Source organism: Actinomadura geliboluensis, assembly GCF_005889745.1.
Lineage (GTDB): Bacteria > Actinomycetota > Actinomycetes > Streptosporangiales > Streptosporangiaceae > Spirillospora > Spirillospora geliboluensis.
In genome coordinates, this window is sequence record NZ_VCKZ01000159.1 from 1 (window position 1) to 18,499 (window position 18,499).

Below are 18,499 nucleotides of genomic sequence, written 5' to 3' on the forward strand. Positions count from 1 at the left end.
GCCGTCCCCGGTGCCGAAGTCGGCGGTCGCCGCGTAGACCCCGGTCGGGGACACCACGGCGTGCAGGTAGGAGAACATCGGTCGCAGCGCGTGCTCGAGGACGAGCGAGTGCCGCTCGGTGCCGCCGGTGGCCGCGATCAGCACCGGCATGTCCGACAGCGTCTCCTCGGGCAGGACGTCGAAGAAGGACTTGAAGAGCCCGCTGAACGAGGCGTTGAACGCCGGGGTCACCGCGATGAGCCCGTCCGCCCGGGCCAGGGCTTCGAAGATCTCCTCCAGCTCGGCCCCGGCGAACCCGGTGAGCATCGCATCCATGATCGACCGTCCGAATCGACGCAGGTCCACCACCGACGTGGTCGCCTCCGTCCCCTCGCGGGAGAGCCGGTCGGTGACCGCCCCGGTGATCCTGTCGGCCAGCAACCGGGTCGAGGACGGCTCCCGCAGCCCGCCGCTCACCACCATCAGCGTGGTCATGGCCGCTCCCCCTGCCGATCCGGTCCCGATCGTCGGGCGCGCGCGGCGTCACCGGCCGGGCCACTGGCCTCGCCGGTGGCCGGGGACTCACCGCGGGCCGCGGCGACGAGCGACTCGTGCGTCGGGGCGTCCGGGACGCGCTCCGGACGGCCGATCGCGAACTCCTTGCGCAGCACCGGCACGACCTCCTCCCCGAGCAGGTCCAACTGCTCCAGGACCGTCTTCAGCGGCAGGCCCGCGTGGTCGATCAGGAACAGCTGCCGCTGGTAGTCCCCCACGTAGTCCCGGAACCCCAGCGTCCGCTCGATCACCTGGTGCGGCGAGCCGACCGTCAACGGGGTCTGCGCCGTGAACTCCTCCAGCGAGGGCCCGTGGCCGTACACCGGGGCGTTGTCGAAGTAGGGCCGGAACTCGGCGACGGCGTCCTGGCTCTTGGGGCGCATGAACACCTGCCCGCCCAGGCCCACGATCGCCTGGTCGGGGGCGCCGTGGCCGTGGTGCTCGTAGCGCTCCCGGTACAGCCGCACCATCCGCTCGGTGTGCGTGGCCGGCCAGAAGATGTGGTTGGCGAAGAACCCGTCTCCGTAGAAGGCCGCGAGTTCGGCGACCTCGGGGGTGCGGATGGAACCGTGCCAGACGAACGGGGGCACCCCGTCCAACGGCTGGGGCGCCAAGGTGAAGCCCTGCAACGGGGAGCGGAACTCTCCCGACCAGTCGACCACCGGCTCGCGCCACAACTGGCGCAGCAACCCGTAATGCTCCACCGTGAGGGGCACGGCCATGCGGATGTCCTGCCCGAACCACGGATACACCGGGCCTGTGTTGCCCCGCCCGAGCATCACGTCCACCCGCCCGTCCGCCAGGTGCTGCAGGACGCTGAAGTCCTCAGCGATCTTGACCGGGTCGTTGGTGGTGATCAAGGTGGTGGACGTCGACAGGAGCAGCCGCTCGGTCCGCGCGGCGATGAATCCCAGCAGTGTGGTCGGCGACGACGGCGTGAACGGCGGGTTGTGGTGCTCACCGGTCGCGAAGACGTCCAACCCCACCTCCTCGGCCTTCTTCGCGATCGCCACGGTCGCCTTGATCCGCTCCGCCTCCGACGGCACCCTCCCCGTGGTCGGGTCCGGCGTGACGTCCCCGACCGTGAAGATCCCGAACTGCATCCCCGACATTCCGCCCTCCTCCCTCGCCTCCTCCTCGTGTCGTTCGCCAACGGCTGCCCTACCCCAGCGCGAGCTCGGCAAATGCCCGGATCTAACTGATCTAGCCCCCTTTGAGGCAGTGAGACGGCCCGCCGCATCCTGCCCCTGAGGTGCCCTGTCGGTCACGGTTACGTGAAGCCTCTGAACTGGACGTTTGAAAACAAGTTGATCTTCAGATGGGCGTCGGAGAAGCTGCCCGCCAGAGTGTCCCGGCCGGATCGCAGGGCGTCCGGGCGCGGAACGGAGGTCAGGCCGTGTGGTATCCGAAGATCCCGCAGCGGTTCGGCGACGGGCCGTTGCCCGGCGGGAGCCGGGTGGCCGAGGAGAAGGTGCACGGCGCCCATCTCGCGTTGGTCAGCGATGGTCGGACGGCGCGGGCCGCCGGGCGGCGCGGGCTGTTGGACGAGGACCGGCTTGAGGGGTTCTTCGGGGTGACGCGTCTGTGGCCGGTACTGGCGACAGCGGCGGCGGCAGCGGCCCGCGCGGCCGGACAAGATCTGATCTTGTATGGGGAACTGGCGGGCGGAGGCTATCCGCACCCGCAGGTGACGCCGGTCGAGGGCATCGGCCCCGTGCAGACCGGCGTGTGGTACTGCCCTGACCTGGTGTGGCTGGCGTTCGACGGCGCCGTCGCCACCTCCCCGGGACCGCCCTGGCTGCTGGCCGCTGCGGTCGAGCGGCTCACCCCACCGCGAGCGGACGCGGCCCGCAGCAAACTCGGCCCACCGCCGACACGGCCGAGTTGGCTGCCGAGGTGGTGGCCGACCTACTGGCCGACCTTGATGACGACCTGGGCGGCCTACCCGGACCCGATCACCAACGCCTGGCCGCCGCGCTCACGCCCGCGGCCCGCACGCTGGCCACCCTTCAAGACCACTGAACCAGCCGTACTCGACCCACGCACCACCTCGCGGCGATGTGAACAAAAGCGGCCGGAGACGCCCAGGGGTCAACGATGATCGTCAGTTGTAGATCTAGTTGCGCTCGGGCCAGACGAGACCCTGGTCGGTCCAGATGACGCCCTTGTTGCGGCAGAGGCAGAAGGGGTGGCCGATGGGATCGGTGTAGACGCGCCAGCCGTAGCCGTCCGGGCGGATGAAGTCCTGCTGCAGGGTCGCGCCGAGAGCCAGAACCCGGTCCTGTTCGGCCTCAATGTCGTCGACTTCAAAGTCGAGGTGGAACTGCTTGGGGTGCTCGCTGTCGGGCCACTGCGGGGCGCGATAGTCCTCGACACGGATGAAGGCCAGCTCGATCTCGCCGAACTGGATACCGGCCCAGTCCCCGTCGCTGCCCTCCTTGACCGGGCGACCCGTCACCTCGGAGTAGAAGGCCGCCAGCTTCATCGTGTCCGGGCAGTCGATGATGAAATCGGTGAGTCGCAGCATCCCGCGATCGTGTCACAAGATCAAACAAGGCGGTCAATTCCCCCTCGATGCCGCAGACTGGGCGGTCGGCGATCGGGGCGATGACCAGGTCGGTGAGCGTCTCGCGCCACACCGGGTCGTCCCCCCACGGCCACGAACGGCATTCCCTAGGACATCCGACCGGAATCTGCCGGTTCCTCTCTCCAGGCATCGACGTTGCTGACGGGGATGGCGAGGGCTGCCGGGACTGCCGCGACCGCGAGGGCTGATGCGAGTGTCAGGGCGCCGGGGAGGGACCAGGCCGCGACAGGCCCGGTGATCGCCGCTCCCACGGCGAATCCGGTGATCTTGAGGCTGGCGCCGGTGGTGAAGATCTGGCCGCGCAGGTTCTCGGGGGCCTCCCGGTGGCGGATCGCGAACAGGGCGACCAGTTGGGGCCCTTCGCCGATCCCGGCGATGATGACGGCCACGATCAGCAGGGCCGGCCGTCCCGCAGCGGCCAGGGCCAGCGCGGCGGCCTGGACCAGCGCGCTGACCCAGATGATCGTGTCGGGGGCGATGGCACGCGGGAACCGCGCCAGCAGGGCGTTGGCCCCCAAGGCGGAGATCGCCGAGCAGGACAGGAGCATCACTCCCTGGTTGGGTCCGCCCAGGACGCGCTCACCGAGCAGGGGGAGGCAGGCGGTCAGCATGCCCTGCGTGGTGCAGCACACCACCGAGGCGAGGGTCGCTCGCGCCAGAAGGCGCTTCCCGGCGATGACTCGCATGCCCGCGGCGAGGTCGCTGATCAGTGAGGCCGGTTGGGCGTGCGGGGCTCGGGCGAGGCGGGCGGGGAGCCTCCACGCGGCCGGCAGCGCCAAGGCGATGAGCACGGCGGATACCACCACGGCCGTCGGGGCTCCCAGCGCCTCCGCGGCGACGCCGGTGAGAGCCGGGCCGACCAGGCTCGCCGCGCTGAAGGTCATGGCATCGAGCGCGTTCGCCCGGGGCAGGCGGTCGCCGGTCACCACCCGGGGAAGCTGGGCGGTCCACCCGCCCGACAGGGCCGGTCCCAGCAGCCCGGTCACCACGGCGATCACGATGGTGACGGTGAACGGGACGTGGCCGAGCCCCAGCAGGATCAGGGCCAGGCCCGCCGCGTACAGCGCGATCGCTCCGCCCAGCATGCGGCCGGGTCGTCCCGCTCGGTCCAGAAGTGCTCCGAGTACCGGTCCCCCGACCGCGGCGGAGACCGTGATGCCCGCGAGGAGCGAGGACGCATCCGTGCTCGACCCGGTCAAGGCGAATCCCGCCAGCATCAGCGCCGGCCCGGACATGTCGTCTCCGAGACGGGCCGCCACTGCCCCGGCGAGGTACGAGTACAACGAGTAGCGCCGCTTCACCGGCGCAACGATACGGAGGTAACTCAAAAAACAGCAATATGCGTTACATTCGGTCCATGCGACCCGATACCGGCGACTGGTCCACCCGCCATTCCGTGCTGACCATGGCCCGGCGGGCCGCCGCGCTCATCAACGCCCTCGCCGGTGACCGCCCCGACCCGGCGGCCGTCGCCGGCGTACTCGAGACCTACGGCGAGTCCGTGCCTGCGGAACTCACCGCCGCCGATATCACCGAGATGCGCGCGGCCGCCGCCTTGCTCCGCGACGTCTTCGCCGCCGAGCACGTCGACGCCGCCGCCGGCGTCCTCAACCGCCTCCTGCGGGAGCACACCGGGCCGCTCCGCCTGACCTCGCACGACGGCAGTACGCCCTGGCATCCGCACCTCGATCACAACGACAACGCCCCCTGGGGCCAGTGGCTCCTCGCCTCTTCTTGCATGGCCCTGACCGTCCTAGTCTGGGACCGGCAGCGGCCGCCCGGCCGGATCTGCTCATCTCCCAGCTGCCAGAACGTCTTCATCAACCAGGGCAGCGGACCTGAACGCCGCTACTGCTCCCGCCGATGCGCAACCCGTGAACGCGTCGCGGCCCACCGCCGCGCCCGCTTCGCCGTGCAGACCCGCGAGGAGGAGCAGAACAGCCAGCCGTGACCTGGCGGGCGTGTCTCGCCACGCCTGGGCACGCAGGCGCAGCACCATGCCGAGCATGGCGTCGTCGGTGAAGGCGGTGTTCGACCGGACTTTTACTGGCCGCCGGACCCGGCGATGATCATCGGGCTTTCCGGCTGCGCCGGCGGATCGTCTCGGCGACGATGCCGGCGGTCACGTGCAACGGGCCGGTGTCGTGGCCGGTGCGGCTCAGGATGAGGGCCCCCTCGAACGCGGCGAACACGAAGGTCGCCAGGTCGTCCGGTGATTCGAGTCCTTCGGCCGCGAACCGCCGTGCGGTCGCGGCGCGCCAGCCGGTGAACACGTCCGCGCACGCCCTGCCGCGCGGCGGCGGCAACCCCTCCCCGATCGCTCTGGCACTGCCGGCAGGGCGCAGCGCACACGGGACGCGTGAGCCGAGGTTGCAGAACAGCATTCCCCGCCCCTGAGGAGGCCCCGCGCCGTCAGGGGGCCGACGGGGTGAGCTGGATCGCGGCGTGGGCGATGGCGCGGAGGGTCGCGATGGGCTCGCTGTCGCGGTTCTTGGGGAGCCACGCGAGCGCGATCGTCCACGGTGGGAGGCCGTCCACCGGCACGTAGGAGACGTGCGGGCGCGGGTACAGCTCGCGGGCGACGGTCGGGACGAGCTGGATGCCGGCGCCCAGCGCGATGGCGGCCAGCGCCGACTCGTAGTCCGTGACGCGGTGGGACGTGTAGCGGACGGAGGCGCCGTCCGGGCGCGGGTCGACCGACCAGTAGTCCTGGAACACCTTGGGGACGTCCGGCGAGAACCCGATGACGGGCCGGTCGGAGAGGTCGGACAGCGAGAGGACGTCCCTGTCCGCGAGCGGGTCCGTGCTGGCCATGACCGCACAGCGCTCGCCGCTCGCGAGCGGCAGCGTCTGGATCCCCTCGGGGACGGGCAGGGCGACGAACGCCGCGTCGACCTCCTCGTTGAACAGCGCGTGCACGCCCCCGGCGAACCCGGAGCGGACGATCTGGATGTCCAGGCCGTCGATCCGGTCGCCCAGCTCCTTGATCATGGACGCTACGGGCGGGATCGCGGTGATGGACTCGAACGCACCGATCACCATCCGCTTGGTGGCGACGTTGAGGTGCTGCCGGGCGGCCTGGAGGAAGCGGTCGGTCGAGGCGACGACCGCGCGCGCGTACGGGATCAGCGCCGCCCCGGCCGGGGTGAGCGTCACGCGCCGGGTGGTGCGGTCGACCAGGCGCAGGCCGAGGCGGCGTTCGAGCGCGCTGATCTGCTGGGAGAACGCCCCCTGGGACATGAAGAGGCGCTGCGCCGATCTCCGGAAGTGCAGCTCGTCGGCCAGCGTCAGGAAAAGGTGGAGCTGGTACGCGCTGGGGGCGTTCTGGCGCACAGCTTCGGGGGTGTTCCACCGCTCGTTCATCCCGGCTTCACCGGGCGGCGTGGGGGGCATCGAGACATCTCCAACAGTCAGAGATGTCCAAAAGTAGTGGATGTACCCTTCGGCCCCGCCCTGTGCGTGCCGGCCGGCTCCCGAGCCGCGGTGAGGCCCGGGAGCCGCCCCCGTAGACGGCTGTTCGGCGGCGGCGCCCCGGCGGCCCCTGGTCGGGACGCCCGTCACGCCGCCGCGATCACCAGCCGAACCAGCTCTGGAACTCCGTCGAGTTGCAGGCGTACGTGCGCAGGCCGTACGCGAAGCTGTCGTCCACGCACCGGCCCGTGGCCTGGTTCTTGATCTGCGTGGTGCCGTCGTTCCAGCGGTGGAGGTACCAGCTCTGGAACTTGCTCGAGTTGCACTGGAACAGGCGGAAGCCGTAGGCGTCGCTGTCGTCGAAGCAGTTGCCGCCGCGCACCCACTTCAGCTCGTAGGTGCCGTCCCGCCACGGATGGACGTTGATCTTGTTGTTCTCCGGGTAGGCGCAGTTCGAGTTGGGCCAGTTGAAGCAGCGGCCGGTCGCCTGGTTGTTGAACCAGTGGATCGAATCGGCGTGAGCGGTCGCGGGCGCGACGAAGGTCAGCGCGCCCGTGGAGGCCGCGACCGCGGCCGCCCCGGCGGCGGCGCGGCCGAGGCGCCGGCGCGGCCGAGGCGCCGGCGCGGGCGGTTGCCTTGTCCATCGCGTTTGGTGAGCACTTCTCATCTCCTCTGGGAGCAGAACCGGATGAGCGGCGGGCAGGACGCGCCGCTTCCGTTTTGAGATCTTGCACCAGGCCGGGTCGGTCGGGCAGTGTTCGGCGATCCGCGTGCGCGCCCGATTGATCAAGGACGCCGATCAATCGGGTCGGCGGCGGCCCCGGGCGTCCCATGAGATCCCGCCGGGGCCGGTTCGACGCCACGGCTGTCGAACCGGGCCACCGGACTGTCGGCGGCGATCCGAGGGGTCAGGTAGCGGCGGGCGATCGCCTCGTTGGGCACCCCGCCGTCACTATCGACCCGCGCAGAGCGTCTGCCGCCCGTAGCGGGAGTTCCAGCGTCCGCCATGCGCTATGCCCGAGCTTGCAACAATCCGCCTACATGGCATCCGGCACGGTCACGCTGGTCAGCAGCGGTCGCGCAGGATCGCGACACCGTCGCCTTCGAGTTCGTCGCAGTAGGTCGCGCGTCCGGTCATCGCCATGGTCAGAGCCAGGGTGGTACCGGACACCAGCGGCCCGGAGCCCGTGCTGAAAGGTCCGTCCACGGCGACGAGTCGCAGGCCGCGGATGCGGCCCTTGGCGAGGACGACGAGGTCGGAGCCCTGGTAGTTCTCGGCCACCCGGGTGAGCGTCTCGATCGGGTACGCGCGGCGAATGCCCAGCGGCCGCCGGATGTCCTCGCCGTGCACGATCGTCTCACCGAGCATCGCCGTGGCCGGTAGGGGTGGTTTGGTGGTGCTGGTGACGACGCGGCGGAAGCGGTCGAGCGTCTCGGCCGGAGTCGCGCCCATCTGCTCGGTCAGCCGCATGGCCACCTGCTTGTCGAAGTCGAACCGGCAGCGGATCACGCCCGCCATCCAGCGCACGGGGGTCAGGCTCGCCCCCGCGGTGAGGTGCGCCAGCACCTCCCGCACCGTCAGCCCGGCGCACAGCGACGGCGTCTCCCACTGCGCGCCGGTCAGTTCCGCCAGGTCGGCCGCCAGGGCCGCCCGCTCGCTGTGGATCAACGGCCAGATGCCCGTCCCGCGGCGGGGGTGTGTCTTCGGTGCCGACTCGCTCATGTCAGATGGTCTCCTGTCGTAAGTGCACGTCGTAGGGCGGACGGGTGAGTCCGGTCGGCAGAGGAGACTTTCGCCGTGCGGCAGAATCGTCTCTTGTGAGCCAATTCGTTTCCGGGCAGGCTGCGGACTCCGCATCAGAGGGCGGCGACCTGGCCTTGGCGTGCGACGGAGACGACGCTGCGTTCACTCGCCTGGTGGCCCCGCTCCGCCGGGAGCTGCACGCCCACTGCTACCGCATGCTCGGCTCGGTTCACGACGCCGACGACGCTCTGCAGGATGCTCTGCTGCGGGCCTGGCGCGGGCTGGCACGCTTCGAGGGCCGCAGCTCACTGCGTACCTGGTTGTACACCGTGGCCACCCGCACCTGCCTGGATACCGTGAAGTCCCGCAGCAGGCGCGCGATGCCGGTCGATCTCGGGCCCGCCGGCGACCTCGCCGTGATCGACGCCGCCCCGCAGACCGATGTCGCCTGGCTCGGCCCCTATCCCGATGCGGGCCTCGCACCCGGTGCGAGCAGCCCGGACGCGCGCTACGAGCAGCGCGAAGCCGTCGAGCTGGCCTTTGTGGCCGCGCTGCAGCACCTATCGGGAAACCAGCGGGCCGCGCTGCTGCTGTTCGAGGTCCTCGGCTTCTCCGTGGCAGAGATCGCCACCATGATGGACACCTCGGCCACATCGGTGAACTCCGCTCTGGCACGGGCCCGCCGGGTGATCGCCGCCAAGGTGCCCACTCCGACCCAGCAGCACACGCTGCGGGCGGTCGACGACGCACGAGTACGCGAAGCCGTCAGCGGATTCGCCACGGCGCTGGAACGCGGCGACGCCGATGCGCTGGTCGCGCTGGTCACCGAGGACGTCACCTGGTCGATGCCGCCCATGCCGCACTGGTACCGCGGAATCGAGGCGGTCGTCGACTTCGCCGTCCAGGTCCCGATGACCAGATGCCCGAGTTGGCGGCACCTCGTGACCAGCGCGAACGGGCAGCCCGCCGTGGCGTTCTACCTCGGCCAGGACGCCGTAGGCCCGCACCACGGCTGGTCGATCACCGTACTCACCCTGCGCGGCCACCAGATCGCCGACATCACCTCGTTCATCGGCGCCGACCACTTCGCCCCCTTCGACCTGCCCGCCTCACTTCCCTGACCGGCAGCCCCGCCACGCATCCGGATACCCGCTCATGCTGCGCTAGGTATCGCGCTGCCTCTTGAGGTTCTGGCCCCGGACGCCGTGAGCCGGAGGCCCTTAAAGATCGACTAGACACCGGCCTGCAGCCCGTCCAGCAACGGCCGCAGCGACACCCCGCGCGTCGGTGACTTCTGGTCACAGGATGGCCAGGTCACTCCTGCGCGTCGGTGGTGTCGAGGTCGCGGACGGTTTGGGCGAAGGCTAGAAGGAGCGGGCCTGCGTTGGCGGTGCGCCAGACGAGAGCCCATCGGCAGGGCGGGGCGTCACGAACGGGGACGTAGACCAGGTTGGGCCACGGGTAGAAGCGGGCGGCCTCGGCCACGGTCGCGGCGACGGCCTGCCCCGAACTCACCGCCGTCAACTGGTCGTGCCAGCTCGCGACTTGCGGCCCGCGTCGGATGGGACGCCCGGCGGGGGTGTGAGAGGGCTGGAAGACCTCCTCGACGTATGCCGGGACTGCGGACTTGGGCGAGATGAACGTGCAGTCGCCGAAGTCCTCCAGGCATACCGATTCGCGCCCGGCGAAGGGGTGGGTGTCGGCGACCATGAGCATGAGCGCGGAGGTGTGCGTGACCGGGCCGACGGTGAGACCCGGTTCGCGGATCGGCAGCCACAGCAGTCCGAGGTCGATCTCACCTGAGCGGAGCAGGGAGAGAGGGTCGATCGGGTTGATGTCGCGGTGGCGGATCCGGGCGGCCGGGTAACGGGTCTGGAACAGTTCCACGACCTTCTGGATCATCCAGGCCTGCGGGCCCATGGCGCCCAGGGTCAGCGTCCCCGAGGTGCCGCGGGCGGCGGCGGACACCGCCTCGATCCCGTCCATGATCTGGCGGTAGCCGGCGCTGAGCTCCCGGTACAGGTGTTCTCCGGCCGGGGTGATGCGCACCCTGCGGCTGGTGCGGTCGAACAGCGGGGCGCCGATGCGGCGCTCCTGCTTCTTGATCGCCTGGCTGACGCGGGCCTGGGAGACGTGCAGCCGCTCGGCGGTACGGCCGAAGTGCAGTTCCTCGGCCAGGGCCAGGAAGATCTCGATGTCCCGCAGTTCCACTCGCACCTCGTTCCGATCCATAACAGCCGGGTTATCGATCAGTTTACGAAGTTCACGTTGATCAAGAACGGCGCCTTGACGGAGGGTGGGACCAGTTCAGGGCGCCCGGACCGCCGCTTGCGCCCTGCCGCCCCTGGCCCGCTGCGACGCCGACCGATCTGCGAAGGACTTCCTTGTCTCCCGACCATGCGACCGACTTCGAGCACCGCAACGTGCTCTACGCCTACGGTCCCGAACGATGTGGACCGGCTGCGCCGTGCCGCCTGGTGGGACTGGGCCGCCGACCCGGTCACCGAGCACGCCCGCACCATCATGGCGGCCCGTATGCGGTCACGACCGGGACGGACGGGGCGCCGCGCTTCGCGCGAACCATTGACTGATCCGAACTTTCTCCGTTGGGGCTGTCACGTTCGCCGGTCCCCGGGGCTGGAGAAGTGAACGTCCTTGTAGCTGACCTTAAGGAGACCCCGTTGTCCACCACCCTGATCGCCGTCACCGCCGCCACCGCCGCCTGGGTCGGCTTCTCCGGCATCTCCCTGCTGCGCCGCGCCGACTTCGTCGTCCAGCCCCTCATCGCCTACGGAGTCCCCCGCACCTGGTGGACCTGGCTGGGCGCCGCCAAGCTCGCCGGCGCAATCGGCCTGCTGGTCGGCCTCGCGGTCCCGGCGGTCGGGATCGCCGCGGCGATCGGCCTGACGGCCTACTTCCTCGGCGCCATCGCCACCGTGCTGCGCGCACGCTCGTACAAGACCCTGCCCTTCCCGGTGCTCTACCTGGCCCCGGTCGTGGCGACCCTGGTCGTGACCTCGTAACCCATCAGCACGAACGCCCGGGGCACGTCCCTGAGGTCGAGGGCAGGCGCAACCCACCGCCCGACCGGTCTGTGGATCCTCACAACCGCACCCCCGATTCCAGCCCAGCGGCACTTCTCGCTCTTCGCGTGCGCTCATCGTGTGCGCGACGAAATGCGCCGTGCATCCGCGCTCCAGACCAAACGCACTAGGGCCCGGAGGGGGGGCGCATCGGCGTAGCGGAACGGTAACTCGAAAACTCTGCACGGAAACGCCGGGCCCCAGGGTACGCGGGGCCCGGCGGGAGCCGGTGTTGCATTCACGACCTGGCTGCTGGATTACTGGCGGTTTTCCCGATCCCGATGGGCGACGTTCACCGCCAACGGCGAGCCGCCAACCAGCCATGTCATCACCCAGCCTGGCTGGAGTATCAGTGGTCGCTCCAGGATCCCTGGGGCGGTCCGCCCGTCAGTGGAGTGGTGTCGAGGTACCTGGGCTCGAGAACGCGCTCGGCGAACTTCCAGCCGTCCGATGTGCGCTTGTAGTGGTCGTGGAACAGGCCGTACATGACGACCGACCTGCCGTCGCGCTGGCGACCGATCTCGAAGACGTAATCCCGGCCGGTCGCGGTGTCGCCGTCGACGTGAATCGTGCCCGAGTGCGAGTTCTGCACCCAGAACTCCCACGCATGCTGCAGCCGTTCGATCCCGGCGCGGATATTCTCCCGCCCGACGAGTTCGACATGGGCGAAGGGCAGCTGCCACACCGCGTCCTCGGTGAACAACGACGCGAAACGGTCGTAGTCGCCGAGCATGGGCGCGTCGACGTGCTCGGCGCGCAGCGCCTCGATCTGGACGCGGTCAGCGATGACCGCAAAGTCACTCATCTATGTCCTCCTTGATGTCGCTGAGTGCTCTTCTCATTGGTACGACCACACAGCCCCTCGGAATGTGAGTTGGGATGCCACCCCGCCACATGGCCTGCGACTTTTTGGCGGGTGTGCCGGGCCGGTTCGGCTCGGGCGGCGTGTTCGGCGTTCGGGCTGGTGGTCGTGAACATGGTGGTGGTCGGGATGGTCACCAGCCGTACGGGCCGAATCGTCCCCAGCTGACGAACGCGGCGAGCACCAGCAAGATGGCGGTGACCGGCACTCCGGACGGCTCCTTACGACGGACGTGCATGGCCACCGCCAGGAGCATCAAGATCACCAGCCCCGTCGCGGCGATCGGGGTCAGGACGGGGGCGATTCCGGTCGCGGCCGGCACGATCAGTCCGATCGCGCCGAGCAGTTCCATGACACCGATGAATCGCAGCGTTGCCAGAGATACGTCCTTCACCCAGGCGTACTTGCCGGCCAACTTGTCCTTCGGTTGGGTGAGTTTCTCCAGGCCGGACATGACATAGATGGCCGCTAGGAGCGCCTGGACGATCCACAAGAACACGTTCATCAAAAGGTCTTTTCTGTTGACGTGAGAAGCTTTTCACGAGCCTCGTCGAAGCCGGCGGCTGCCCCTCAGGACCTCGGCCGCCAGGTCACGAGGGGCCTGCGGGGATCACTCCGAGCTGTCGCATCTGCGAGAGGACGTCGACGACCCCCCAGCTCTCGGCGATCCGCCCGTCCTCGAATCGAACGATCATGATTTCCTTCCAGGTGACGACCTTTCCGGTGGGCGGGGTGCCCATGTACTCGCCTTGATGAGTTCCGCTCACGGTGTTACTGGAGACGACTTTGTCCCCCTCGGCGATCACGTCCTCGATCGTGACGTGCAGGTCGGGAAAGGCGCCGAGGAGCTTGGCGAACACCTCTTTGATCGCCTCGACTCCCGTCTTTCCGATCGGCAAGGGGGTGCGGATCAGGACGTCCGGGTGGAAGACTTCGTCGAAGGTCGTGGAGATGAGGTCCGCATCACCGCTGTTGACCACCTGCACCCCTCGACTGCACGTCGCCTTGTTGATCGCGGTCTGGCTTTTCGACATGTGTTTCTCCTCGGATTTCCATGTGCTTTCAGTGGCCGCCACGGCCTACGGTGAGATCTGGCCGTCTGTGCGCAGCGGTCTCGGAACACGTGCTGACGCGACCACACGATGCGGAAGGCGGGAGAAGTGGTCGCTCATGTCCAGGCGACGAACGAACACGCGCCCAGGGGACGACCCGGGTCAGAAAAGTTCGAGGCGACGGGTCAGGAATCTGCGCTCGGGGGGCGAGGTGGCCAGGTCGAACGCCCGGCGGTACGCGGATCTGGCCTCTCCGTCGCGGCCGAGACGCCGCAGCAGCTCGCCTCGGGTCGAATGGAAGTAGAGGTAGCCGTCCAGGTCGAGGTCATCGACCGCGCGCAGTGCCGTGGCGGGGTCGCCGGCCTGGGCGAGCGCCGCTGCGCGGTTGAGCTCGACCACTGGCGAGCCGGTGAGTTCGACCAGCCTCTGGTACATCGCGGCGACCTGCGTCCAATCGATCTGAGCTCGCGTCTGCAACGAGGCGATCGCGGCCTGGACGACATAGGGGCCGCGCCCGCCCAAGGCGATCGCCCGATCGAGCGCGGCCCGCCCCGTCGCGATCTGGCGTTCGTCCCAGAGCGAACGGTCCTGGTCTTCGAGCAGTACGAGATCGTCGCCGGAGAACCGGGCCCGCCGCCTGGCCTGGTGGATCATCATCAGGGCGAGCAGCCCATGCGCCTCCGGCTCGTCCGGCATGAGCGCGGCGAGCACTCCTCCGAGGTGGATGGCCTCGTCGCCGAGGTCGATCCGGCCGCTGTAGCCCTCGTTGTAGATCAGGTAGATGACGGCCAGTACGGCGTCGAGACGGTCCGCCAGCAGGTGTGCCCTTGGCACCGCGAACGGGATCCCGGTCGCCTTGATCTTGGCCTTGGCTCGGGACAGGCGGCGCTTCATGGTCTCTTCGGAGACGAGGAACGCCCGTGCGATCTCGGCGGTCTCCAAGCCGCCCAGGGCCCGCAGCGTGAGCGCGACCTGCCCCTCCAGCGGCAGCGCCGGATGGCAGCAGGTGAAGATCAGCTCAAGCCGTTCGTCCTTGATCCCGCTCTCGTCGAACTCGTCCATCGCAGCGGCCTCCGGCACCGTCAGCAGCGGGATCTTCTCGGCCAGGGTGCGTTCCCGGCGGATCCGGTCGATCGCCCGGTTGCGTGCCGTCGTCACCAGCCACGCGCCCGGGGTGTCCGGCACGCCCGTCACCGGCCAGCGCTCCGCCGCGATCGCGAACGCCTCCTGCGCGGCGTCCTCTGCCTTGTCGAAATCGCCCAGAAAACCGACCAGCGAGGCCAGGACCCGGCCCCATTCCTCCCTGAAGGTCTTCTCAAGCAGGCTCATGGCCGGACCAGCGGCCGTACCTCAACGGTGCCGCCGAGCCGGGCGGCCGGGATGCTCGCGGCCATCTCGAGCGCCTCGTCCAGGTCGGCCGCCTCGATGAGGCCGATTCCGCCGAGCACCTCCTTGTTGTCCGCGAACGGACCGTCGGTCATCAGCGTCCGGCCCCCGACCACGCGCACGCTGGTCGCCGTCTCGACCGACTGCAGTTGCGCGTGGACGACACAGCGGTCGTCATCGGCCAAAGCGCGATAGTCGGCGTTGACCACGTCACGGTCCGCGTCCGACAACCCCTCGTGGGAGCCGGGCACGACGTAGATCAGCAGGGCGTACTGCATCGCAACCTCCAGGGCATTGGACTCTCACCCCTAAGACGAACGAGCCGCCGCACATGGGACATCACCGATGTTCCGGATTCCGGCACTCCCAGGGCTCGTCGCCACCCCGGTGCGGGTTTACCTCGGCACGATGTTGACCGCGCCTGCCGGATCGGCCGCCTCTCGGCGATCAGTTTTGCTTCGACAAGAGTCCACAGCCGGTATCGGCGGCGCCCGGCTGGCACGGCGGGCGGCGCACGGTGATCGTGTTGGAGGTTCGGCGGCTGTTCCGCCAGGAGCTGGGCTGCGAGCGCCTCTCCGTCGGTCAGGGGTCGGACGTAGAAAGTTCTGACGTCGAGCAGAACGATCCCCGCTGACGAATGGTCCGGCGACGTGTCGGAGTGCGCGCGGTGCCGTTCGTCTAAGGGGTACAGCCTCCCGGCGGGGAGGAGAACTTGCACCCATGTGAAGGGGAATCGTCGTGCAGGTTGACAAAGAGCTCGCCTCGATCCCGGTCCCACGGAGCCTGGCCGAGCGGCAGGCCCGTGCTCGAAACCGGCTCGAAACCGGCTTCCAGATGTGGCTGGCCACCGGCAGCGACGGTCATGGTGCGCATCTGATCCCCGTGGCCTCAAGAGCCGCACTGCCGCCAACATCGGAGCCCACCCGCACGCGCGGGTCGCTCTCGGCGATACCGCTGACACCGTCATGATCGACACCAGCGCGTCGCTCATGGACGTCCTCGACATCGACGCTGACATCGCCGAACGCTACGCCGAGGTTTCCACAGACCCCCGCACTACCCCGGAGGGCACGTTCGTCTACCTACGGCTGCACCCCAGGCGCATCCAGGTCTGGAACGGCTTTCACGAATTCGTTGGGCGCACCGTCATGCGGCATGGCCGGTGGCTGGATAACCCAGTCGACTGACGTTGGGGCGCCGAGCGTCCCAACCGACACTTTGCGCAGGCTGGCCCAGCCGCGGTCCTTCTACGGTGCGTCGAGCATGCGGAGCAGGAGCCGTCGGTCGAACGGCATGCGTCCGCTTCAGTCGGCTTGGGCCGGAGCTGCACGGTCGGCCGGGCTCGCACCGGATCGATGCCCTCTGCCCGGAGTCTGGCGATCTTGGCCATCGGGGCCGCGGGGCGTCAATAGGATTCTCCGATGATCACCAGACGATGGTTCGCGGGCGGCGGCGTGCTCGGATTGCTGGCCGCCCTCACGCTCTTCGGCGCGCCTCCCGGCACCGCCGATGACGGCGGTGCCGAGGGTCCTGCGGAGCCCCCCAAGGTCGAACTGGTGCTCGACGTCAGCGGTTCGATGCGCGCCCGCGACATCGACGGCCGCAGCCGGATGGCGGCCGCTCAGCAGGCGCTGAACGAAGTGGTGGACGCCCTGCCCGGCGAGACGCAACTGGGCATCCGGGTGCTCGGGTCGCAGTACCGGTTCCCCGGCAGTCCCAAGTCCGTCGGCTGCCGGGACACCCGGCAGCTCTTCCCGGTCGGGCCGATGAACAAGGTGGAGGCGAAGACGGCGATCGCGACGCTGCGCCCCACCGGCTGGACGCCGATCGGGCTGGCGCTCCGCGCGGCGGCCCGCGACCTCGGCACCGGGGAGACGACACGGCGGATCGTCCTCATCACCGACGGCGAGGACACGTGCTCACCGCCCGACCCCTGCGAGGTGGCCCGCAAGCTGGCCGCCCAGGGGACGCACCTGGTCGTGGACACCCTCGGGCTCACCCTGGACGAGAAGGTCCGCCGGCAGCTCACCTGCATCGCGGACGCGACCGGCGGCACCTACACGGCCGTCCAGCACCAGGAGGAGCTGACCGGCCGGCTCAACCAGCTCGTCCAGCGGGCCGGCGCGACCTACCGGCAGACCCCGCAGCAGGTGGCCGGGGGCGCGCAGTGCGCCAACGCGCCGCTGCTGACGCGCGGCGTGTACACCGACCGGGAGCGGTTCAGCGAGCACCGCTGGTACCGGGTGCAGGTGGCTCCCGGGCAGGAACTGCGCGCCTCCATCAGCCTCTCGCTCGACCGGCGGCTGAACCCCGACCACGGCGTGCTGCTGCGCGCGGTGTCGACGGACGGCCAGGAACTCGTCCGCGGCACCGACGCGGGCAGTGGACGCACCGACGTGAGGTCCACCGGCCTGCGCTGGGCGGAACGGCAGGTCAAGGCGGACGCGTCGCCCACGTCCGACGGCGGGCCCGAGCTGCGGCCGGTCTGCCTGGTCGTCAGCAACTCCTTCTCCTCCCCCACCTACGTGAGGACGGCGCCCGGCATGCCGCTGGAGCTGACCGTCGACCTGGTGCCGTCCTCGGACGCGCCGGGCGGGCCCGACCTCGGCCGCGGCTGGCTGCTGCTGGTCGTGCTCACCGGGACCGGCCTGGTCGCCGGTCTCGTCATGGGATGGCTCGCCCGCTGGCGGGTCGCCATCTGGAAGGAGAACTGACCGTGCGCGCCGCCCCCCGGCTCGTCCTCCCGGCCGCCATGCTGGCGGCCACCGTCCTGCCGCTGTCCGCCGGACCGGCCGCCGCGGACGAGCCGTCCCCGCCCCCGACGGTCGGCACCGCCGGGACGTCCTTCCTCACGGCGACCACCGTGGAACCGGGGCAGCCGGTCCTGGTGTCCGCCTCGACGGGCGACCATCTGTACTGGTCGTTCGCGCTCGCCGCCGGGCAGACCGGCCGGGTCACGGTGACCGTCACGCTGCCGCCGGCGGGGAACCGCCACGGCGCCGCGACGTACACGGCCGACGTCTTCGACGGGCTGCGCCGCCGCCAGGCGTGCACGGCCGGCCCGCAGAACGCGACGGCCGGCGCCAACGCCACACGGGTCGACCTCCGCTGCACGCTGCGGCGGGTCCGCGCGTGGGCCGAGCCGTGGTCCGACGACCCGCTGCCGGGCACCTATTACCTGCGGCTGTCGGCGAGCACCCTGCCCGAGCAGGACCTCGGCCTGCCGATCCGGGCGGACGTCCGGATCACCGCGAAGGACGGCGACGCGCAACCGGCGGGCGCGAATCTGAAGGCGCCGCTGTCCCCGCCCGTCAACGCGGGGGCGACCCTGGCCCCGGACGCGGCGGCGCCCGCATCGCCGTCCGAGTCGCCGTCCGCGGCCAGTTCGGCGCCGAAACCGACCGAGCGCGTCAAGGGCTGGTTCTCCTGGCCGTCCGGCCGGTGGTGGTGGACGATCGGCGGCGGTGTCCTCGCCGCCGCGGCGGCCGTGGCGGGGTACAGCCTGACCCGCCACCCGTACCGCTGGTTCTCAGCCTCCCGCTGAACCGGCCCGCGGCCGGGCACTGCAAGCAGCGCCCGGCCGCGGAGCCGTCCAGCCGACCGCACCGCCCAGCGAGCCATCAGGCGTCCTTGACGACGCGGTTGGTGCAGGCGCCGAGCCCGTCGATCTCGGTCACGACCGTCTCGCCGCCGGTCAGGTAGACCTTCGGGTCGCGGGCGTGCCCCACCCCGGCCGGGGTGCCGGTGGCGATCAGGTCGCCCGGGCGCAGCCGCACGATCGTCGAGACGTACTTGACCAGGAAGACCGGGTCGAACAGCAGCGTGCCGGTGTCGTCGGAC

Annotated in this window: 22 protein-coding genes; 7 read left to right on the forward strand and 15 right to left on the reverse strand. The window is 70.0% G+C overall.

The genetic code is table 11. The annotated features are described in order from the left end of the window. Together ETD96_RS21570 and ETD96_RS21575 are read right to left on the reverse strand one after the other, a co-directional pair. Positions 1-474, reverse strand: a 474-nt coding sequence (locus tag ETD96_RS21570) for a CE1759 family FMN reductase (RefSeq protein WP_138638280.1), incomplete at its 3' end; no start/stop codon positions are given. After that, complete coding sequence (locus tag ETD96_RS21575; protein WP_138638297.1) at positions 471-1,637, reverse strand: LLM class flavin-dependent oxidoreductase; 1,167 nt, start codon at positions 1,635-1,637, stop codon at positions 471-473. The genes ETD96_RS21575 and ETD96_RS21570, both read right to left, overlap by 4 nt. A 353-nt stretch (positions 1,638-1,990) precedes the next feature. On the opposite strand from ETD96_RS21575, the gene ETD96_RS21580 reads away from it, so the two are divergent. Beyond that, the gene (locus ETD96_RS21580) at positions 1,991-2,635 is read left to right on the forward strand and encodes an RNA ligase family protein (RefSeq protein WP_138638281.1); all 645 of its coding nucleotides are present in this window, start codon (positions 1,991-1,993) and stop codon (positions 2,633-2,635) included. Between the two features lie 15 nt (positions 2,636-2,650). On the opposite strand, the gene ETD96_RS21585 is transcribed toward ETD96_RS21580, so the two are convergent. After that, the gene (locus tag ETD96_RS21585) at positions 2,651-3,061 is read right to left on the reverse strand and encodes a VOC family protein (RefSeq protein WP_138638282.1); all 411 of its coding nucleotides are present in this window, start codon (positions 3,059-3,061) and stop codon (positions 2,651-2,653) included. A gap of 146 nt (positions 3,062-3,207) precedes the next feature. Then, positions 3,208-4,422, reverse strand: coding sequence for an MFS transporter (locus tag ETD96_RS21590; RefSeq protein ID WP_171069161.1), 1,215 nt, complete (start codon positions 4,420-4,422; stop codon positions 3,208-3,210). Between the two features lie 56 nt (positions 4,423-4,478). Here ETD96_RS21590 and ETD96_RS21595 point away from each other — a divergent pair, with 56 nt between their 5' ends. After that, positions 4,479-5,072, forward strand: a complete 594-nt coding sequence (locus ETD96_RS21595) for a CGNR zinc finger domain-containing protein (RefSeq protein ID WP_240807978.1) — start codon at positions 4,479-4,481, stop codon at positions 5,070-5,072. 118 nt (positions 5,073-5,190) lie between these two features. Here ETD96_RS21595 and ETD96_RS21600 read toward each other — a convergent pair whose 3' ends face one another. From ETD96_RS21600 to ETD96_RS21615, 4 genes are all read right to left on the reverse strand, one after another. Then, positions 5,191-5,427 carry an LmrA/YxaF family transcription factor gene (locus ETD96_RS21600; protein ID WP_138638284.1) on the reverse strand — a complete coding sequence of 79 codons (237 nt, stop codon included), beginning with the start codon at positions 5,425-5,427 and terminating at the stop codon, positions 5,191-5,193. Between the two features lie 106 nt (positions 5,428-5,533). Beyond that, the gene (locus ETD96_RS21605; RefSeq protein WP_138638285.1) at positions 5,534-6,514 is read right to left on the reverse strand and encodes a LysR family transcriptional regulator; all 981 of its coding nucleotides are present in this window, start codon (positions 6,512-6,514) and stop codon (positions 5,534-5,536) included. A gap of 178 nt (positions 6,515-6,692) precedes the next feature. Next, positions 6,693-7,199, reverse strand: a complete 507-nt coding sequence (locus tag ETD96_RS21610) for an RICIN domain-containing protein (protein ID WP_138638286.1) — start codon at positions 7,197-7,199, stop codon at positions 6,693-6,695. A gap of 399 nt (positions 7,200-7,598) precedes the next feature. Next, entirely contained in the window at positions 7,599-8,255 is a 657-nt protein-coding gene (locus ETD96_RS21615) for a maleylpyruvate isomerase family mycothiol-dependent enzyme (protein ID WP_138638287.1), read from the reverse strand. 95 nt (positions 8,256-8,350) lie between these two features. Between ETD96_RS21615 and ETD96_RS21620 the strand changes: the two genes are divergently transcribed. Then, complete coding sequence (locus ETD96_RS21620; protein WP_138638288.1) at positions 8,351-9,397, forward strand: sigma-70 family RNA polymerase sigma factor; 1,047 nt, start codon at positions 8,351-8,353, stop codon at positions 9,395-9,397. 193 nt (positions 9,398-9,590) lie between these two features. On the opposite strand, the gene ETD96_RS21625 is transcribed toward ETD96_RS21620, so the two are convergent. Continuing rightward, positions 9,591-10,487 (reverse strand): LysR family transcriptional regulator, encoded by an 897-nt coding sequence (locus ETD96_RS21625; protein WP_138638299.1) that lies wholly within the window; start codon positions 10,485-10,487, stop codon positions 9,591-9,593. Positions 10,488-10,957: 470 nt separating this feature from the next. Here ETD96_RS21625 and ETD96_RS21635 point away from each other — a divergent pair, with 470 nt between their 5' ends. Then, on the forward strand, positions 10,958-11,299 hold the full coding sequence (locus tag ETD96_RS21635; RefSeq protein ID WP_138638289.1) for a DoxX family protein: 342 nt from the start codon (positions 10,958-10,960) through the stop codon (positions 11,297-11,299). A gap of 409 nt (positions 11,300-11,708) precedes the next feature. On the opposite strand, the gene ETD96_RS21640 is transcribed toward ETD96_RS21635, so the two are convergent. From ETD96_RS21640 to ETD96_RS21660, 5 genes are all read right to left on the reverse strand, one after another. Then, a complete protein-coding gene (locus tag ETD96_RS21640; protein ID WP_138638290.1) occupies positions 11,709-12,164 on the reverse strand; it encodes a nuclear transport factor 2 family protein in 456 nt (151 codons plus the stop codon). Between the two features lie 190 nt (positions 12,165-12,354). Further along, positions 12,355-12,726: a DoxX family protein gene (locus ETD96_RS21645; RefSeq protein WP_138638291.1), complete on the reverse strand. Its 372-nt coding sequence runs from the start codon at positions 12,724-12,726 to the stop codon at positions 12,355-12,357. 85 nt (positions 12,727-12,811) lie between these two features. Continuing rightward, on the reverse strand, positions 12,812-13,255 hold the full coding sequence (locus ETD96_RS21650) for an ester cyclase (RefSeq protein WP_138638292.1): 444 nt from the start codon (positions 13,253-13,255) through the stop codon (positions 12,812-12,814). Positions 13,256-13,435: 180 nt separating this feature from the next. Continuing rightward, a complete protein-coding gene (locus tag ETD96_RS21655) occupies positions 13,436-14,602 on the reverse strand; it encodes an RNA polymerase sigma factor (protein WP_138638293.1) in 1,167 nt (388 codons plus the stop codon). Further along, the gene (locus ETD96_RS21660; protein WP_138638294.1) at positions 14,599-14,937 is read right to left on the reverse strand and encodes a YciI family protein; all 339 of its coding nucleotides are present in this window, start codon (positions 14,935-14,937) and stop codon (positions 14,599-14,601) included. The genes ETD96_RS21655 and ETD96_RS21660 overlap by 4 nt, the downstream gene beginning before the upstream one ends. Positions 14,938-15,624: 687 nt before the next feature. Here ETD96_RS21660 and ETD96_RS46005 point away from each other — a divergent pair. The 3 genes from ETD96_RS46005 to ETD96_RS21675 all read left to right on the forward strand — a co-directional run bounded on the left by ETD96_RS46005 (position 15,625) and on the right by ETD96_RS21675 (position 18,203). After that, a complete protein-coding gene (locus ETD96_RS46005; RefSeq protein WP_205719384.1) occupies positions 15,625-15,846 on the forward strand; it encodes a hypothetical protein in 222 nt (73 codons plus the stop codon). Between the two features lie 234 nt (positions 15,847-16,080). Further along, positions 16,081-17,373, forward strand: coding sequence for a VWA domain-containing protein (locus ETD96_RS21670; protein WP_138638295.1), 1,293 nt, complete (start codon positions 16,081-16,083; stop codon positions 17,371-17,373). A 2-nt stretch (positions 17,374-17,375) separates the two neighbouring features. Further along, positions 17,376-18,203 (forward strand): hypothetical protein, encoded by an 828-nt coding sequence (locus ETD96_RS21675; RefSeq protein WP_240807981.1) that lies wholly within the window; start codon positions 17,376-17,378, stop codon positions 18,201-18,203. Between the two features lie 76 nt (positions 18,204-18,279). Here the strand turns inward: ETD96_RS21675 and ETD96_RS21680 are convergent. Then, positions 18,280-18,499: fumarylacetoacetate hydrolase family protein (locus tag ETD96_RS21680; RefSeq protein WP_138638296.1), on the reverse strand; the 220-nt coding region annotated here is incomplete at its 5' end.

Excerpts from the sequence above, each read along its gene's own strand:
- ETD96_RS21575 (WP_138638297.1), bottom strand. The coding sequence starts at position 1,637 with ATGCAGTTCGGGATCTTCACGGTCGGGGACGTCACGCCGGACCCGACC.
- ETD96_RS21585 (WP_138638282.1), bottom strand. The coding sequence starts at position 3,061 with ATGCTGCGACTCACCGATTTCATCATCGACTGCCCGGACACGATGAAG.
- ETD96_RS21595 (WP_240807978.1), top strand. The coding sequence starts at position 4,479 with ATGCGACCCGATACCGGCGACTGGTCCACCCGCCATTCCGTGCTGACC.
- ETD96_RS21605 (WP_138638285.1), bottom strand. The coding sequence starts at position 6,514 with ATGCCCCCCACGCCGCCCGGTGAAGCCGGGATGAACGAGCGGTGGAAC.
- ETD96_RS21610 (WP_138638286.1), bottom strand. The coding sequence starts at position 7,199 with ATGAGAAGTGCTCACCAAACGCGATGGACAAGGCAACCGCCCGCGCCG.
- ETD96_RS21615 (WP_138638287.1), bottom strand. The coding sequence starts at position 8,255 with ATGAGCGAGTCGGCACCGAAGACACACCCCCGCCGCGGGACGGGCATC.
- ETD96_RS21640 (WP_138638290.1), bottom strand. The coding sequence starts at position 12,164 with ATGAGTGACTTTGCGGTCATCGCTGACCGCGTCCAGATCGAGGCGCTG.
- ETD96_RS21645 (WP_138638291.1), bottom strand. The coding sequence starts at position 12,726 with ATGAACGTGTTCTTGTGGATCGTCCAGGCGCTCCTAGCGGCCATCTAT.
- ETD96_RS21650 (WP_138638292.1), bottom strand. The coding sequence starts at position 13,255 with ATGTCGAAAAGCCAGACCGCGATCAACAAGGCGACGTGCAGTCGAGGG.
- ETD96_RS21655 (WP_138638293.1), bottom strand. The coding sequence starts at position 14,602 with ATGAGCCTGCTTGAGAAGACCTTCAGGGAGGAATGGGGCCGGGTCCTG.
- ETD96_RS21660 (WP_138638294.1), bottom strand. The coding sequence starts at position 14,937 with ATGCAGTACGCCCTGCTGATCTACGTCGTGCCCGGCTCCCACGAGGGG.
- ETD96_RS46005 (WP_205719384.1), top strand. The coding sequence starts at position 15,625 with ATGATCGACACCAGCGCGTCGCTCATGGACGTCCTCGACATCGACGCT.
- ETD96_RS21670 (WP_138638295.1), top strand. The coding sequence starts at position 16,081 with ATGATCACCAGACGATGGTTCGCGGGCGGCGGCGTGCTCGGATTGCTG.